15 protein-coding genes are annotated in these 14,891 nt (G+C 60.9%); 6 read left to right on the top strand and 9 right to left on the bottom strand.

The annotated features are described in order from the left end of the window. Positions 1-4: 4 nt before the first annotated feature. Entirely contained in the window at positions 5-1,225 is a 1,221-nt protein-coding gene (locus E8E75_RS04480) for a diaminopropionate ammonia-lyase (RefSeq protein ID WP_280358148.1), read from the bottom strand. Positions 1,226-1,259: 34 nt separating this feature from the next. Continuing rightward, positions 1,260-2,507, bottom strand: coding sequence for a Zn-dependent hydrolase (locus E8E75_RS04475; protein ID WP_280358146.1), 1,248 nt, complete (start codon positions 2,505-2,507; stop codon positions 1,260-1,262). Positions 2,508-2,649: 142 nt separating this feature from the next. Between E8E75_RS04475 and E8E75_RS04470 the strand changes: the two genes are divergently transcribed. Beyond that, a complete protein-coding gene (locus E8E75_RS04470) occupies positions 2,650-3,126 on the top strand; it encodes an Lrp/AsnC family transcriptional regulator (RefSeq protein ID WP_280358145.1) in 477 nt (158 codons plus the stop codon). Positions 3,127-3,145: 19 nt separating this feature from the next. On the opposite strand, the gene E8E75_RS04465 is transcribed toward E8E75_RS04470, so the two are convergent. From E8E75_RS04465 to E8E75_RS04445, 5 genes are all read right to left on the bottom strand, one after another. After that, positions 3,146-3,991, bottom strand: a complete 846-nt coding sequence (locus E8E75_RS04465) for an alpha/beta hydrolase (RefSeq protein WP_280358144.1) — start codon at positions 3,989-3,991, stop codon at positions 3,146-3,148. Positions 3,992-4,204: 213 nt separating this feature from the next. Then, entirely contained in the window at positions 4,205-5,554 is a 1,350-nt protein-coding gene (gene nhaA, locus E8E75_RS04460) for a Na+/H+ antiporter NhaA (protein ID WP_174235575.1), read from the bottom strand. A 175-nt stretch (positions 5,555-5,729) separates the two neighbouring features. Beyond that, positions 5,730-6,293 carry a GNAT family N-acetyltransferase gene (locus E8E75_RS04455; RefSeq protein ID WP_153919808.1) on the bottom strand — a complete coding sequence of 188 codons (564 nt, stop codon included), beginning with the start codon at positions 6,291-6,293 and terminating at the stop codon, positions 5,730-5,732. Positions 6,294-6,518: 225 nt separating this feature from the next. After that, positions 6,519-7,775 (bottom strand): OprD family porin, encoded by a 1,257-nt coding sequence (locus E8E75_RS04450; protein ID WP_280358140.1) that lies wholly within the window; start codon positions 7,773-7,775, stop codon positions 6,519-6,521. A gap of 759 nt (positions 7,776-8,534) precedes the next feature. Then, positions 8,535-9,785 (bottom strand): MFS transporter, encoded by a 1,251-nt coding sequence (locus tag E8E75_RS04445; protein ID WP_280358138.1) that lies wholly within the window; start codon positions 9,783-9,785, stop codon positions 8,535-8,537. Between the two features lie 74 nt (positions 9,786-9,859). Between E8E75_RS04445 and E8E75_RS04440 the strand changes: the two genes are divergently transcribed. The 4 genes from E8E75_RS04440 to E8E75_RS04425 all read left to right on the top strand — a co-directional run bounded on the left by E8E75_RS04440 (position 9,860) and on the right by E8E75_RS04425 (position 12,382). Continuing rightward, on the top strand, positions 9,860-10,558 hold the full coding sequence (locus E8E75_RS04440) for a winged helix-turn-helix domain-containing protein (protein ID WP_280358136.1): 699 nt from the start codon (positions 9,860-9,862) through the stop codon (positions 10,556-10,558). Positions 10,559-10,608: 50 nt separating this feature from the next. Beyond that, positions 10,609-11,283, top strand: a complete 675-nt coding sequence (locus E8E75_RS04435) for a nitroreductase (protein WP_280358134.1) — start codon at positions 10,609-10,611, stop codon at positions 11,281-11,283. 434 nt (positions 11,284-11,717) lie between these two features. Then, positions 11,718-11,837 (top strand): BON domain-containing protein, encoded by a 120-nt coding sequence (locus E8E75_RS04430; protein ID WP_256660956.1) that lies wholly within the window; start codon positions 11,718-11,720, stop codon positions 11,835-11,837. Positions 11,838-12,061: 224 nt separating this feature from the next. Next, entirely contained in the window at positions 12,062-12,382 is a 321-nt protein-coding gene (locus E8E75_RS04425) for a BON domain-containing protein (protein WP_280358130.1), read from the top strand. A 139-nt stretch (positions 12,383-12,521) separates the two neighbouring features. On the opposite strand, the gene E8E75_RS04420 is transcribed toward E8E75_RS04425, so the two are convergent. Further along, on the bottom strand, positions 12,522-12,863 hold the full coding sequence (locus E8E75_RS04420; protein ID WP_120651137.1) for a hypothetical protein: 342 nt from the start codon (positions 12,861-12,863) through the stop codon (positions 12,522-12,524). A 200-nt stretch (positions 12,864-13,063) separates the two neighbouring features. Here E8E75_RS04420 and E8E75_RS04415 point away from each other — a divergent pair, with 200 nt between their 5' ends. Beyond that, the gene (locus tag E8E75_RS04415; protein ID WP_120651136.1) at positions 13,064-13,210 is read left to right on the top strand and encodes a lmo0937 family membrane protein; all 147 of its coding nucleotides are present in this window, start codon (positions 13,064-13,066) and stop codon (positions 13,208-13,210) included. 468 nt (positions 13,211-13,678) lie between these two features. Here the strand turns inward: E8E75_RS04415 and E8E75_RS04410 are convergent. Then, positions 13,679-14,829 (bottom strand): IS3 family transposase gene (locus E8E75_RS04410; RefSeq protein ID WP_280358127.1). Its coding sequence is split into 2 segments (ribosomal slippage): positions 13,679-14,595 and positions 14,595-14,829, totalling 1,152 coding nucleotides; the frame shifts between segments, so codons are not numbered across the junction. Positions 14,830-14,891 lie beyond the last annotated feature (62 nt).

Below are 14,891 nucleotides of genomic sequence, written 5' to 3'. Positions count from 1 at the left end.
TGCGTCACTGCACCTGCAACCATTGTTCCTGGCGCGCCAGAACCGCGCTGGCGGGCTCGCCTACCAGCTCGGCATAGAGCGCCGGCGCGGTGGCCCCTTCGGTGCTGATCAGCAGGACGCGTGACTGGCGGTCGAGCCCAAGTTCAGCAGCCTGGGGAGTGCCCATCAGCTGCCTGAGACCAGCAAGCCCGGCCACTGCAGACTCGCCTGCCACAAGCGGCAGGTCACGTTCGCTTCCCTTGGCCAGGACGCGCATCGCCGCTACGGCCTCGGCGTCTTCCACGGTCATGAAATGGTCGATGCAGCCTTCCAGGAACTGCCAGGCCAAAGGAGATGTTTCACCGCAAGCCAGCCCGGCCATCACCGAGTCCACCGAGCCGCTGGCCCGGGTTGCCTTTCCGGTCAGGGCACTCTGGTAGAGGCAATCGGCTTGTGTTGGCTCGACGACGATCATGGTTGGTCGCGCGGCGCCGTAACGCTCCCAGAGGTAGCTGGCAATCCCGGCCGCGAGGCCGCCAACACCGCCTTGCAGGAATACATGGCTGAACGGGCATCCGGCCTGCTGCGGCGCCAATGCTTCCAGCGCTTCCGCGGCAATGATCGCGTAGCCCTGCATCACATCGCGGGGTATTTCTGTGTAGCCCTCGTAGGAGGTGTCGGACACCACGGTCCAGCCATTTGTGGCTGCCAGCCTGGCCGCTTCGTGCACCGAATCGTCGTAGTTGCCGTCAATGCGGATAATGCGTGCGCCGTAGGCTGCGATGGCCTGCTCCCGCTCAGTACTGACATGCGCGTGGAGGACGATCACGCAGCGGCAACCAACGCTTTGTGCCGCAGCCGCGAGGGCTCGGCCATGGTTGCCGTCGGTGGCGCTGATCACCGTGAACTCGGCCAGAGACTCGGCAAAATTTCCCGCGAGCAAGGCCCGGGGCACCAAAACCATATCGGGGAAACGCCGCAGGATGAGACGCACGAGTGCAACGGGTGCTCCCAGGACCTTGAAGCTGCCCAACGCCGAACGCACCGCCTCGTCCTTGAGCAGCACCTGGCCGACACCCAGATCACGCGCAAGGTCAGGCAGTTGCCACAAGGGCGTGACCGCGCGCTCGAAGCGGCTCCAGCTGGAAAGCAAGGTGCGGCTCTCGGTGGCCTGGGTCACGCTCATGATGGCGCGCAAGTCGTCGGGATAGGCGCGGCGAGTGCATTTGGGGTTGGCGATCAGCATCGTGGACTCCGGAAACGAAGACAGGGAAGGGTGGTCAGGCCTGGGCAAGCCGCTGTTGCACCACATCGAGCAGGACCTGCGCGCCGGCCAGCAGCAGATCGTCACTGGTGTGCTCGCGAGGGTTGTGGCTGATGCCACCCTGACTGGGCACGAAGATCATCGCCGCCGGCGCGATGCGCGCGATCATCTGCGCATCATGGCCTGCGCCGGAGGTCATGCGCCTGTGGCTGAGTCCCAGACGGTTGGCCGAGGATTCGATGGCAGCGGCCAGCTCCGCATTGAAGGTCACCGGCTGGAATCGCACTAATTGCTCGCTCCAGACCTCGACGCCTTCTTCGTCAGCCATGCGTGCCAGCAAAGCCGCCAGCTTCTGTTCGGCAACGCGAAGGTGCGATTCATCGGGATGACGCAGATCCACCGTGAAGACCGCCTTGCGCGGAATGACGTTGATCAGGTTCGGTTCCAAGCGCAGGCAGCCGGCCGTTGCCAGGGTGCCGTCGACTGCTATCTCGCGTAATTCGCTGATCACGCTGCTGGCCACCCAACCCGCGTCCCGGCGCAGGTGCATGGGCGTCGTACCGGCATGGTTGGCGCTGCCCTTGATGGTGATCTGCTGCCAGGAAATGCCCTGCAGGTTCTCGACCACGCCAATCTGGATACCTTCGGCTTCCAGAATCGGCCCCTGCTCTATATGCAGTTCCAGGTACTCGTGAGGTGCCAGCGCGCCGGGCTCGAGGTCGCCGGCGTAACCAATGCGATCCAGTTCATTGCCCAGGCGGGTGCCGTCGGTGCCCAGCGTATTCAGCGCGACTTCAATATCCAGACCGCCTGCGTGTACCAGCGAGCCCATCATGTCCGGCTGGTAGCGCACACCTTCTTCATTGGTAAAGGCGGCAACCGTGATCGGGCGGGTTGGTGTCGTGGCGGCGTCGCGAAACGCCCGCACCACGGCCAGCCCGGCGAGCACGCCGTAACAGCCATCCAGTTCGCCGGCGTCAGCCACGCTGTCGATGTGTGAGCCGATCATCAGCGGCGCTTGCTGATCGCCATCCGCGCCCAGGGTACCGAAGATGTTGCCTATGCGGTCTGTCCGCACGTTCAGGCCCAGCGCGTCCATCCATTGCCGCAACCGGTCACGGCCGGCTTTATCGGCATCAGTCAGCGCGATTCGGGTGCGGCCCTCCCGGCCAGGCTCGATGCCGATCTCGCCCAGGCTACGAATCTGCTTGAGCAGGGTTTCACCGTCGAGCTGCAACGGTTGCGCATCGGAAGGAAGACTCATCAGGCAGGCTCCGGGAAAGCAAATCAGTCGATGGCGTAATAATATTGCTCGGGTACGCACTGTTTTCTCTGATTACAGGTACTTTGCGCATTTCTATTTCGAGAAAGCCCCGTTTCGATCAACTCTCAATCGAGCCCTGCCCATGAATCTGGATGCCTTCGATCTCAAGCTGCTCAAGGAAGTCCAGCAGGACGCCGGATTGTCCCAGGCAGAGCTGGGCGACCGCGTCAATCTCTCGGCTGCCGCTGTCAATCGCCGGCTCAAGCGCCTGAACGAGGAGGGGGTCATTCGCAGGACGGTGGCCTTGGTGGACCCGCAGCAATTGGGCTACCAGCTGACTGTGATTGCGGAAGTGGAGGTCGAGAGCGAACGGCTCGACCTGCTGGATGCGATGAAACGCAGCTTCCTCGCCTGTCCGCAGGTGCAGCAGTGCTACTACGTGGCAGGCGAGTTCGACTTCGTGCTGGTCCTCGCGGTCAGGAGCATGGAGCAGTACACCGACCTGACCCGGCAGCTCTTCTTCGAGAGTAACAACGTCAAGCGCTTCCGTACGCTGGTGTCCATGAGCAATGTGAAGGTAGGGCTGGAGGTTCCCGTCGATATCGACGCGGATTCCTGACGTCCCTTGGCAGTGCCGTTCAGTCGAAAACGAAGGCGGCAATGTGCCTGGCGCTGGCCCTAGGATACTGCAGGTGCGGCCCGTGGCCGGTACTCGGCAGGGTGACGAGATGTAGGGTTGGCAGGGTGCGGCTCAGTGCATGCCAATTCTCGACCGGGAATACGATGTCGTGGTCGCCGCCGAGGTGGAGCACCGGCGCACGGGTAGTGCGCAGTGCATCCAGCGCGGGCTGTAGCGGAAACATCGGGTTGCGCGGCCCCTCTCCCAGTTGCTGACCAGCCCATTCGTGCGGCACCTCGGGGCATCGGCCCTCCTGGCGCGAGGCGATACGTTCGGCGGAGCGCAGGGCTGCTTCGCGACTGGCAGGCGAAGTCGGTTCGAAGAACAGGTGAACAAAATCCTCGAAGTCGTTCTCCCGGCGCGCCAGCTCATAGAACAGCGGCTCGCCAGTCTTCACCAGTTGACCGGGCGGTGTGGTGCCGAGCAGCACGAGGTGGCTGACCAGCTGCGGTGCCTGCAGCATGGCCACCTGCGCGGCGATGCCGCCGAGCGACCAGCCGCCAAGCACGACCTTGCCCAGCCCCAGTGTGGTGATCAGCTCGATGGTGTCGCGTGCCAGCGATGCCGGGTCATAGGTGGGTGTACCGTCGGACAGCCCCAGGCCGCTGTAATCGAAGATATACACCTTGAAGCCCTGTGCCGTGAGCTCATCGAGGAATGCCGGGTCCCAGGAGTCCATCACACCGCGAAAACGCAGGCACAGCACCATTGGCATGCCATCGCCGATCACTCGGTAGGCCAGGCGACGGCCACTGCATTCGACGAACTGGTTGGGTACCTGGCTGGCGGATTGGACGTTCGGCATGGCGTCGCTCCCTCGAGGCGTTGGGCGGCAGGATGATGAATCACACTGATACCGTCATAGCGGTCCGCAACCGCAGCGCGAAGGAGGAGGGGCATGGCCCCGTGCATGCGAAGCAATGATGGCATCCATGCAGGGTAGTTCAGGCGAATGGATGCGGCGGTTCAAGGCCATGGCCGCCAATCGGATTGGTGGCCATGGCAGTTTGCAGGGTAGTCAGGCTCGCCTTGCACGCTTTACCAGCAAGCGCCCGTAGAGCAGTCCGACCACCCCGGCGACAACCGAGGCCACCAGTACACCCAGCTTGGCAGCGCTCAGCAGGTCGGGTTGGTTGAAGGCAAGATTGGCAATGAAGATCGACATGGTGAAACCAATGCCGGCCAGACAGCCGATCAGCACCATCCACGACCAGGTCATACCCGGTGGCAAGCTGCACCAGCCCATGCGCACCATCAGCCAGCTGCTGCACAGAACGCCGAGTGGTTTGCCCAGCACCAGTGCCAGCGCGACTCCTGAGAGCACTGCCAGCGAACCGCCTTGGTCAAGGTTCACACCCGCCAGACTCACGCCGGCGTTGGCGAGGGCGAACAGTGGCATGACCAGGTAGGCGACCCAGGGATGCAGGGCCATCTGCACGCGCGTTACCGGAGGCAGGAGCTCCCGCTGCGCCTGACGAAGCTGCTTGATGAACTCCATCAGCTCGGCACCACCATTGGGCGCTTGTTCGCGCGCGGCAAATTCATTGATGGCTCGCGAAGCCAACTGCAGGGGCGGGTCCATGACCTTGACCGGGCGAACCGGGGTCATCAGACCGAGCACGACGCCCGCCAGCGTCGGGTGGGCGCCGGTCTTCAGCAGGCCGAACCAGAGCAGCGCGCCGGGCAGCAGATAAGCGTAGGCCGAACCAATGCCGATGCGTTGCAGGCCAAGCACCAGCAGGATACCGGCAGCGGCAATGGCGAAGCCGAGTGGGTCGAGTCCGCCCGAATAGAACAGCGCGATGATCAGCACGGCGACGATGTCGTCGATGATCGCCAGCGCCAGCAGGAAGACCCGCACCGAAGCTGGCACCGAACGTCCCAGAAGCGCCAGGACGCCGACTGCGAATGCGATGTCCGTGGCCGTTGGTACTGCCCAGCCCTGGCGCAATCCATCGGCGCTGTTGAATGCCAGGTACACCAGGGCGGGGACCAGGACGCCACCGAACGCAGCGACCATGGGCAGGGTGGCGAGCTTGAAGTTGGCCAGCGCGCCTTCATGGATTTCCCGGCGGATTTCCATGCCCACGACGAGGAAGAAGACCGTCATCAACGCATCGTTGATCCAGAAGTGCAGCGAGTTCGAGATAACGAAGTCACCGATGCCAATGGACAGCGGCATGTGCCACAAATGTTCGTAGCTGCTGGCGTAGGGGGAGTTGGCCCAGGTCAGCGCAGCCGCCGCGGCGATCAGCAGGACGATGCCACTGACGGCTTCGATATGGAGGAATTTTTCGAACGCGGAGAATGCCTTGTCGGCAATACGCTGCACAGCCGGCAGCGCCTTTCGGGAAGGGGCTTGGTTCATGGTCGCTAATACTCAGCAGCTTGTGCGGCGGCCCGACCAGCACATGAAACCTGTCTGGCGCAGAAGCGCATCCAGACACCCGGCGCGTAAACTACCGTGCCTTTTTTGTTTTGACCAGCACCCATTTAGCCGAGCATGAGGCTCGGGGTATCCCGAAAGGCGTGAAGCCCTTCGCTCAAAGCGCCAGGCTATGGATCAGCTGCGCGGCATCCTGCGGGTCGCGTTTGCAGACGAAACCCATTGCACGGGCAAGACGTTGCATCCGGACATTCGTCGCGGCGTCAATCGAATACATTCGCTTGAAACCGTTGTCGCGAGCGGCGTCGATCAGGTGGCGCATCAGGATCTTGTCCAGGCCCAGGTCTTGCCAGCCGTCGGCGATGGTCACCACGCACTCGCATTGGGCTTGGTCGTTGGAAGCGGCATAACGGCTGATTCCGACTTCGATCAGTTTGCCGGCCCGATGCACCAGGGCGACGTAGGCCATCTTGCGTTGGTAATCGACCTCCATCAGGTTATCGAGCAGGTCGCTGCTGGCTTCCCTGATCGCACACAGGAAACGGAAGTGGCGTGTTTCCGGGGAAAGGTCGCGGATGAATTCGGCTTCGCGCTCGCGATCTTCCGGGCGCAACGGGCGGATGAGGACATGGCTGCCGTCCTCCAGCGTCTCGATCCAATGATCCTGGACAAGGTCGCCGGCATGGGCTGCGTGAGAATGCGCGCACGATTGCAGAGACATGGCTACGTACTCCGTATTGAAAACCTGTCTTTTTTCTACGCCGAATCGGCCGTGTGCGATTGATTGAGATCAAGCGAATCGGGATGGTTAAGAAACAATCGACGAGACGCACACTCCGATTCTTCGTAGCGCTTTGCAGGGAGCACGGGAAGTGCGGAGGACGTCTCTGGTTTGGAGCGTTTTCGGGAAGGGGAGTCGCGCCGGCTAACCGGCACGACCGGGGCATCAGAGGATGCTGATGGGGTATTCGATGAATGCGCGGACTTCGTTGAGGTCCGGGCCCACTTGGTTGTCGGCGCGGTAAATCGAGTTGCGCAGCTTGAACGACAGGTCCTTGGCCGGACCGTCCTGCACCACGTACTTGAACTGGTTGAACAGCTCGCGCTCGGTGCCGTCGTTTTCGCCACCGGCAACGATGTCGGTGCCGCGCACGTAAGCGAACTTATAGGTCAGGCCGGGGATGCCATAGCCGCCGAAGTCCAGCTCGTAGCTGACCTGCCAGGACTGCTCGTCTTCCAGGTTGAAGTCCGAGTAGTAGGAGTTGGCCACGTAGATGGTGCTGCCACCGTCGCCGAAGTCGTAGGCATAGCCGGTGTCGCCAGTGTTGCGCTGATGAGCAAGGATGAAAGCATGGGCGCCGATGCTGTACTTGGCTGCGAGGCTCCACAGGGTGTTCTTGTCGTCCTGGCCGTCGCCACCAAAGGCCAGCGCGGCATCGGAGCCGTCGTCGTATTTGGTGCGGTAGATGTTGAAGTCGAAGTTCAGCGCCTGCTGCTCGTTGAACGGGATGTTGTAGTTCACGTTGGCGTAGTACTTCTTGAACTGGTCCTCCACGTCGGAGTGGTAGAGGCTCACCCTCAGGTCGTCGGTGACGGTGTAGCTGCCGCCAAACACGTCGATGCTCTTCAGGCGGTTGGGGTCGCGCGCCGGGTCGCCCATGGGGCTGTCGCCGGTGAAGCGGCCGACATTCAGTTCCAGGCCTTCGATCTCCTTGCTGGTGAGCAGGGTGCCGGTGAAGGCCTGGGGCAGCAGGCGGCTGTCGTCATAGGCCAGAACCGGCAGGGACGGGAACTGGTTGCCGTACTTGAGCACGGTGTTGGAGAAGCGCAGTTTCACCGCCGCACCGGCTTCGGAGAGGTCGTCCACCGGATGGCCATCGCTGTCGGTGTCGAAGAAAGCGCTGTAGTTGCGGCCGCGACCACTGTCCAGTTTCACGCCGAGCAGACCGTAGGCGTCGACACCGAAGCCGATGGTGCCCTGGGTGAAGCCCGATTCGAAGGTGCCAATGAAGCCTTGGCCCCAGGTCTTGGCGTCGTTGGTGTGGTCCTTGTAGTCCCGGTTGAAGTACGCGTTGCGCAGCAGCAGGGTGGCGCTGGCGTCTTCGACGAATCCCTTGGATTCGGATTGCTCACCGGCCACGGCGGGAACGGCGAGGGCGGCGGAAACCGCCAGCGCCAGAGCGCTCAGGGGATTGAGTTGCATCACGGGTGCTCCTGATGGTGGTTTTGTTGGTCTTGGGAAAGGCAGGAATTCAAGAAACTACCGATGACCGGGAGCAGCGAGGCCCGCCGGTGCCGATAGGAAAATCCATTGGTTATCGTTGTGATTGCCGGCTTTGCCGACGCGATGCGCGCAGAGAGTTATCACGTCTTGCATCATTCAAAAAACTGTAATCATCAATTTCGAATATTGATGGGATTAATATTTATCAATTTCACCGGTCAGTATCCTGTGCTGGACGGAACATGGAGCTGTCGATTCGCCCCGTGAATCAACAGAGGTTCCATCAACTTACTCTCTGATTCAGCCACCTCTTCGGAGGTGGCTTTTTTTGTTGCATAAAATTAATTACATGAAGTGAATATGAATGACTCCATGCAATTCATGAAGATACCTATGGATTATTGACAATGGCAGGCGCGTGCCGTACTAGACGCCTGCGCGTGAATCGGCAGGCAATTTCATGAGGATGTCAAGTGCAATAATTGCCTGGCCGATTAGCAGTTGAAGGAAGTGAAGCCCATGAATCGATATCAATAGTTTCTATCAACGTATTTGATTTGGGATGGACGGCAAAATGCGTACACTTGCCCCCGATGAAGATTTTGGTCGATGGCACTTTCCGGTCTTCCCTCAGGAATTGCGATCGACTCCTCCACTTCATCAATCCTTTGGTTTTATTTAATGGCCGCCTTATCCAGGCGGCCTTTTTTTATTCACCTGATATTTGAAAGTTGCAGGTCAACAGCATATTGGCCGTGGCGGCCTGGACGAGTCCTGCATCGAACCAGGTGCCCTGCGGCCCAGCATCAGGAGCAGCATTGCCGCAACCTGCAGCCCGGCGGCTAGGCCGAAGGGCAGCCACCCCAAGGTCAGCGATTTCATCAGGCCGAATAGGGCAGGGGCGAACGCATAACCTCCTTGGGATATGGCCACGATCAGAGAAACTACGCGCTGGGTCAGGTGACGCGGAAATTCGGCCTGGGCAATCGAAGGGGGCAGGGAAGTGGCATTACCGATGCCGGCCCCGAACAGGACGATCCCTATCCAGATGAAGCCCGGCCAGGCATGCATCACCATCAACAGCAGGCACCCCAGCAACTGACTGCCGTAACTGGCGCAGGCGACGATGCGCCGATCAGCGCTGGCCGACATATGGCGTCCCACCAGAACGCGCCCGGCGATGGCGCTCAAGGTCGCAAGCCCCATGGCGAATCCCGCCTGCGTGTCGCTTAGCAGTGGTGTCAGCAACAGGAACATGTGGGCAATCAGGCCGATCTGCGCAAACAGTCCCAGGGCCATGCTTGAGGCCAGTGTGAGAAAGCGCCGATTGCGCCATAGCAATGGCTCGGCTGCGGTTTGCGCTGGCGTCGCTTCGCTCGGATCCACTTTGGCACCGTCCGGATGCTGACCGAGGTGCTCCGGATGTACGCCGTAGACCTTCCACGCAAGGAAACCGACCAGGGTAAGTGTCAGCACGCTCACCACCAGGGCAGCCTGGGGGAAGCCGAGGTGATTGATCAGGAATACCCAGCCGGATGAGAACACGACACCGCCAATGCTGGCGCCGTTGTAGGCCATCGACAGTGCCGAAGGCCTGCCGCTGATGAACCAGGGCGCAATCATGGCGTTGATCGCTGCAGCGCCCATGGTCACCCAACCGAAACCGCTGAGCATCGCCGCAATGAACAGCTGCCACGGCTCGCGGGCAACAGCCCAGCCACAGACGCCGGCACAGAGCAGGAAACTCCCAAGCAGGCTGATACGCGGGATACCGAAGCGTTTATAGAGGTGGGGGAGGTTGACCACTACGAGGGTGCCAGCGAGGAAGTGCAGGGTGACGGCGGCGGAGCATAGCGGTACCGGCCAACCCGTGCGCTGGGTCACTGCATAGAGGAAAACCGGGGGACCATAAAAGCCTACGCCCCAGCCGAACAGGGCCGTCATGAAGGCCGCTAACACGACTTTTCTGCCAAAAAAGGGTGAGGACATGGCGAGCTCTCTCCATAGGGTTCGAGCCCGATTATGATGACGTCGACAACCGACACTTCGGGGAGCGCCGAATCATGGATGCAGATACCGCCGACAACCATCTCGCCGCGCTGGCCGGCGCCATCGCTGACCCCGCCCGCTCACGGATGCTTTGCAGTCTCCTCGACGGCCATGCGCGGACGGCGACCGAACTGGCCGCTGTCGCCGACATAGGTGCCTCCACTGCCAGCGGCCATTTCACCCGCCTGCTGGAGCAAGGACTGGTCGTGCTTCACGTACAGGGCCGGCACCGCTACTACCAGCTGGCGAGTCGTCAGGTCGCTCAGACGCTGGAGAGTTTACTGTCGCTGGCGGGAGTGCCCGCAGCGGCCTTCCGGCCATCGACGCCGTCCGTGCTGCGTCAGGCGCGTACCTGCTACGACCACTGCGCAGGTGAGGTCGCCGTGCAACTGCACGATGCCTTGCTGGCAGCGAACTGGATCGAAAGCCAAGACAAGGATTACCGCATCACTGACGCCGGCACCCAGGCCCTTGGGCGACTGGGGATTGACCTGGCCGAAGTGCAGCGTCAGCGCAGACGCCTGGCCTATCCGTGCATGGACTGGAGCGAGCGTTCGCCGCATGTCGGCGGTGCGCTGGGAGCTGCCTTGCTTGACCTGATGCTCAAGCGCGGCTGGGTTACCCGTCACCTGGACTCCCGCGCCCTGAGCGTAACGCCCAAAGGTGTCTCCAGCCTCTCGAAGAGCTTCGGCATGGCGCTTGCCCGCCGCTGACGCGTCAGCTCCATGAAACGAACACCATTCCATGCAGGAGAAGTACGCCCATGTTGGTTGCCGAGTTGCTGAGGAAACGTATATCTGTCCGCGCCTTCACCGCAGAACCGGTCGACGCGCAAACGATGCTCGACTTGCTCGAGGCCGCACGCTGGTCGCCCTCGGGAGGCAATTTGCAGCCATGGAAAGTCATAGCTGTCAGCGGCGAAGAAAAACTCGCCCTGGAGAAACTTGCCGTGGAAACCCTGCTGAAAAATCCGAAGGGCGAGGCGGGTGACCATCCCATCTACCCGGAAAGACTCAGCGAGCCGTATCGCTCACGACGCTACAAGGTAGGCGAAGACATGTATGCGCTGCTCGGCATCCCCCGCGAAGACAAGGCCGCGCGGCTGCGCAATCTCTCACGCAATTACCAGTTCTTCGGCGCGCCGGTCGGTGTGTTCTTCGTTATTGACCGTTCGATGGGCCATGGCCAGTGGGCGCACCTGGGCATGTTCATGCAGTCACTGGCACTGCTGGCCGAAGAGCGCGGCCTGGCGACCTGCATGCAGGAAGCCTGGGGGATGGTGCGCGAGAGCCTGCATCGGCATTTCGAGCTGCCGGAGAACGAGCTGGTCTATTGCGGCATGGCGCTGGGTCATGCGGACCGCTCGGCGGCGGTGAATGGCTTGCGCTCGGATCGTGCGCCTGTGGAGGAATTCGTGCAGTTGCGGGGCTTCGACTGAATCACGGAGGCGCTTCGAGGTGCTCTGAGTAGTCACGCGGGAGTGGTGCGCTTGTAAGCAAGCGCACTCCTGCTGTGCGTCCCCCTTCAGCTTGATGTCCCCCTGCTTGATTGCGGTGGGGAAATCCAGTTGGCCCATGCTGATCCTGTCCAGCGTGGACTTGGTCAGTTTCACGGTGAGGTTGGTCTGCGGATTCGGTTTGGAGTTGCGGTGGGTCAGCACTCCATTACGCTGGATTAGTCCCTAGGACTGCCCGACGTCCTCGAAAACCCAGTTGAGGCCATGCCGCGTCCCCGGGCCTTGTCGCTGTCCAAGCGAACCGCGAGATAGTCGAAGAACTGGCTTGGCGTCATCGAGCGGCCGAGGTCGGACTTAGTCGAGCCGCCGACAACGCCTGCAGTCAGGCGGACAAGAGTCTCGCCGGGCGTCTGGCGATGGGCATCGTTACCCTGAGCGGCATCGTCGACAATGGTGCTGAACGTGACCTGGCGATCGAACTGGCGCAGAACGTGCGAGGCGTGAAGAGCTTCCAGTCCACCGACCTTTGCTATTGATGACCGGTCGCCAGCCTGCCCCCCAGGGAAGTGGCTCGCTGACGGCTCTCGCCGGCAGGTGGCGCCTGCCGGTGGTCCTTTCAATTGCCGACTCCTCAGGGTGCGTTCGCTCCGGTTGCGATGGCACCCCCGCTGCTCAGTGCGAAGTCGCACAGACCCGCGCACCCCCCGATATCAAGCTGGCGATACGCACCCTCGCGCAGAGCCGTCTCAAGGAAATCACCATGGACCTGAAAACACTGTTGATCGCGGCAACGGTCGCCGCTGGTCTCCCCTTCATTGGAGGATGCGCGCTTCCCGAACACGAGCAGAGCAGCAGCGAAGTCCTCTCCGACATTGCCCTCACCACTAGGGTAAAATCCGCGTTGTTGATGGAAAACGACGTGAACTCGTTCGACATCAAGGTCAAGACGTTCAACGGCACCGTGCAATTGACGGGCTTCGTCGACTCCCAGTGGCAGATCGACAAAGCGGTGCAGGTCGCCGCGGCCGTAGATGGTGTCCGCCAGGTGAAGAACGACCTGCAGCACAAGGCTGCTCAGTAAGTGCCGAATGAAAAAAAGGCCCTTCCATCGAAGGGCCTTTTGCCGGCAAGTTCCGTGGAGCTCACAAGCCGTTGGCTCCCGCAGGCCTGGCAGGCTGGTAGTAGGCGGCGCGGATGAATGTAGCGCTCGGGGTTCGCGACTAGGTCATCTGGGCGATCAGGACGGAGTTGGTATAGATCAGGCTGCCGTCGCTGGCCCGATGGCCGACCAGATGGAAGTGGCCGCGGTTGCTGTCCGAGTCCAGATAGACGCGCAGCTGGCAATCGGAAAGCGGACTGTATTCCTGCGGCATGCTGAGGTCCAGGGTCGCCATATCGACATCGACCATGACTTCGGACAGATGGCTCTTCTGCAGATATTCCTCGGCCTGTTCCAGGCGTAGATGGTCGTTTCCAGTCAAGTAGAACTGGATGTCCTCCACCGGGGTGGACGGCTGTCCAGTGCTAGTCTTGCACCAGCCTTCGATGGTCAAGGTACTCATGGCTCTGCCCCCTTGGGCTGATACCCGGCCGGGATTGGCAGGGAAGAGTAGGGTGGCAGCCATCACCCGAAGGGTCGGTGCGCTGGCCAACTTAGCCATCGCGACAGCATACGTACGTCGACGCACAGACCACCCGGGGTCAGTGCCGCCAGACTGGACCTTGTCGCTACGGCTACCCGGTAGCCCATGGAGGTGCGTTCATGGTCGGTGCATTTGTGATTTTACTGATAGCCCTGTGGGCGCTAGGGCTAATCACTTCCTACACGCTGGGAGGTTTCATCCACATCCTGTTGCTTGGGGCGCTGGCTGGCCTGGTGTTCCTGATGCGACAAGGCCGGCGATTCTGACGAGGCGTCCGCCGCCGCCAGGGGCCTAGACATACCTGAGGCCGGCACATCAGCACCAGCAGTTCGCCATGGCAATTGAACTCATTCTTTAGCAACTGCCCAGGGATAGGATGTTGGTGAGCTTCGTGTCAGAAAAGTGAATGCGTGCTGTTAGGCGAGGCGCAAGAGACCCTGAACGCCAGGATTCCTGTTGGAACCCAGCTGCGCTCGTTCAAAACTGTCCTCACCTGTCAGTAGCGGATTAAAAGTAGATTTTACATAACCCTTTGTTCTGTAACAAATTAACGAAAGATTGCGGGTTAAAATCATACTTTCCCTCCTCGATTCTTGAAAAAATCTAGTTTTTAACTAGCTTCTGCGCAAGCTCAGCACACCGTCCACTCAAATTATCCTATCCCGACAGAGCGATTGAGCAATGGAGACTTCTATTGTCCCCGGTTTACACGTCGTTGAATCGCCCCGGCTTTCCTAGACACTCTCCAAGCTCTGGAAATAGCGCTTTTCAAACTCCACTGGCGATAGCTGCATAGCGCTGCTGTGCCGGCGTTTGGCGTTATAAAACATCTCGATGTAATCGAACACATCACTGCGGGCTTCTTCGCGGGTGCCGTAGGTTTTCCGTCGGATGCGTTCCCGCTTCAGCAACTGGAAAAAGCTTTCTGCTACCGCGTTGTCGTGGCAGTTGCCGCGTCGACTCATGCTGCTGATCAGGTTGTTGGCCTTGAGGAAACTCTGCCAGTCCGAGCTGCTGAACTGGCTACCCTGGTCGGAGTGGATCATCACCTCCTGCCTGGGTTTCCGCCGCCAGACCGCCATCAGCAAGGCATCGATGGCTAGGTCGCTGCACATCCGTGGCTTCATCGACCAGCCAACCACCTGGCGTGAAAACAGATCCAGCACCACCGCCAAGTACAACCAACCCTCATAGGTGCGGATGTAGGTGATGTCAGTGACCCAGACCTTGTTCGGTTCGCTGACGTTGAACTGCCGCTCCAGGCGGTTGGGCGAGGCCACCGTCGGCTTGCCCCCGTAATAACCGGGGCGCCGACGATAGCCGGTCTGCGAGCGCAGCCCTTCTCCCCGCATCAGGCGAGCCACGCGGTGCCGGCCACAGCACTCCCCCAGCTCACGCAGGTCGTCGTGGATCTTGCGATAGCCGTAGACCCCGCCGCTTTCCAGCCAGGCATGTTTGATCAACCCGAGCAGACGCTGGTCTTCCTTCGCGCGTACGGATTTCGGCTCGGACAACCAGGCGTAGTAACCGCTGGGATGTACTTTGAGGGTCTGGCAGAGACGACGTACCGGGTACTCCACCGATAACTTGTTGATGACGGCGTACTTCAGCCGGACTCCTTGGCAAAGTACGCGGCGGCCTTTTTTAAGATGTCTCGCTCTTCGGTTACCCGCTTGAGTTCCGCACGCAGACGACGCAGTTCGGCCTGTTGATCATCTTCTTGCTGCCGCTGTTCCCGGGGCTTGCTGTAGCGCTTGATCCAGGCATACAGGCTGTGCACCGACATGCCCAACCGCGCTGCCACCTCGGCCACGGGAAGGCCGCGCTCGGTCACTTGCTTGACCGCTTCGATTTTGAATTCTTCGGGGTAACGCTGGTTGCTCATGGCACCTCCTAATGGGCCTCATTATGAGGCTTGGAGGTGTCTACGAAACTAGGGGCGATTCA

The sequence above is a fragment of the Pseudomonas sp. BN606 genome (assembly GCF_029873115.1).
Taxonomy (GTDB): domain Bacteria; phylum Pseudomonadota; class Gammaproteobacteria; order Pseudomonadales; family Pseudomonadaceae; genus Metapseudomonas.
The sequence above is the reverse complement of the archived record's forward strand: the minus strand, read 5'-3'. Positions and strand labels throughout refer to the sequence as shown.

Coding starts and splice junctions, on each gene's coding strand:
- E8E75_RS04480 (WP_280358148.1), bottom strand. CDS start 1,225: ATGCTGATCGCCAACCCCAAATGCACTCGCCGCGCCTATCCCGACGAC.
- E8E75_RS04475 (WP_280358146.1), bottom strand. CDS start 2,507: ATGAGTCTTCCTTCCGATGCGCAACCGTTGCAGCTCGACGGTGAAACC.
- E8E75_RS04470 (WP_280358145.1), top strand. CDS start 2,650: ATGAATCTGGATGCCTTCGATCTCAAGCTGCTCAAGGAAGTCCAGCAG.
- E8E75_RS04465 (WP_280358144.1), bottom strand. CDS start 3,991: ATGCCGAACGTCCAATCCGCCAGCCAGGTACCCAACCAGTTCGTCGAA.
- nhaA (WP_174235575.1), bottom strand. CDS start 5,554: ATGAACCAAGCCCCTTCCCGAAAGGCGCTGCCGGCTGTGCAGCGTATT.
- E8E75_RS04455 (WP_153919808.1), bottom strand. CDS start 6,293: ATGTCTCTGCAATCGTGCGCGCATTCTCACGCAGCCCATGCCGGCGAC.
- E8E75_RS04450 (WP_280358140.1), bottom strand. CDS start 7,775: ATGCAACTCAATCCCCTGAGCGCTCTGGCGCTGGCGGTTTCCGCCGCC.
- E8E75_RS04445 (WP_280358138.1), bottom strand. CDS start 9,785: ATGTCCTCACCCTTTTTTGGCAGAAAAGTCGTGTTAGCGGCCTTCATG.
- E8E75_RS04440 (WP_280358136.1), top strand. CDS start 9,860: ATGGATGCAGATACCGCCGACAACCATCTCGCCGCGCTGGCCGGCGCC.
- E8E75_RS04435 (WP_280358134.1), top strand. CDS start 10,609: ATGTTGGTTGCCGAGTTGCTGAGGAAACGTATATCTGTCCGCGCCTTC.
- E8E75_RS04430 (WP_256660956.1), top strand. CDS start 11,718: ATGGGCATCGTTACCCTGAGCGGCATCGTCGACAATGGTGCTGAACGT.
- E8E75_RS04425 (WP_280358130.1), top strand. CDS start 12,062: ATGGACCTGAAAACACTGTTGATCGCGGCAACGGTCGCCGCTGGTCTC.
- E8E75_RS04420 (WP_120651137.1), bottom strand. CDS start 12,863: ATGAGTACCTTGACCATCGAAGGCTGGTGCAAGACTAGCACTGGACAG.
- E8E75_RS04415 (WP_120651136.1), top strand. CDS start 13,064: ATGGTCGGTGCATTTGTGATTTTACTGATAGCCCTGTGGGCGCTAGGG.